Consider the following 231-nt stretch of genomic DNA (forward strand, 5'->3'; position numbering starts at 1 on the left):
CCCAAGGCCTTATTGTTACCATAAAAATCTCACTGTTCTCATTGGTTTTTGCCATTTTGCTTGGTTTAGTGATTGGTTTGATGCGCATCGCCGACAACCCAGCCTTGCGTAAGCTAGCCATTACCTACATTGAAATTATTCGTGGCACCCCCTTGCTGGTGCAAATTTTCATTGTATATTTCTTCATTGGAACGGTATTCGATTTAGAGCGCTTTACCGCAGGTGTTATTG

1 protein-coding gene is annotated in these 231 nt (G+C 42.4%); it reads left to right on the forward strand.

Features of this window, described 5'->3' with window-relative positions; genetic code table 11:
* Positions 1 to 231: ABC transporter permease subunit (locus tag Q4528_RS16465; protein ID WP_303522873.1), on the forward strand; the 231-nt coding region annotated here is incomplete at both ends.

The organism is Staphylococcus pasteuri, from assembly GCF_030547725.1.
Lineage (GTDB): Bacteria > Bacillota > Bacilli > Staphylococcales > Staphylococcaceae > Staphylococcus > Staphylococcus pasteuri.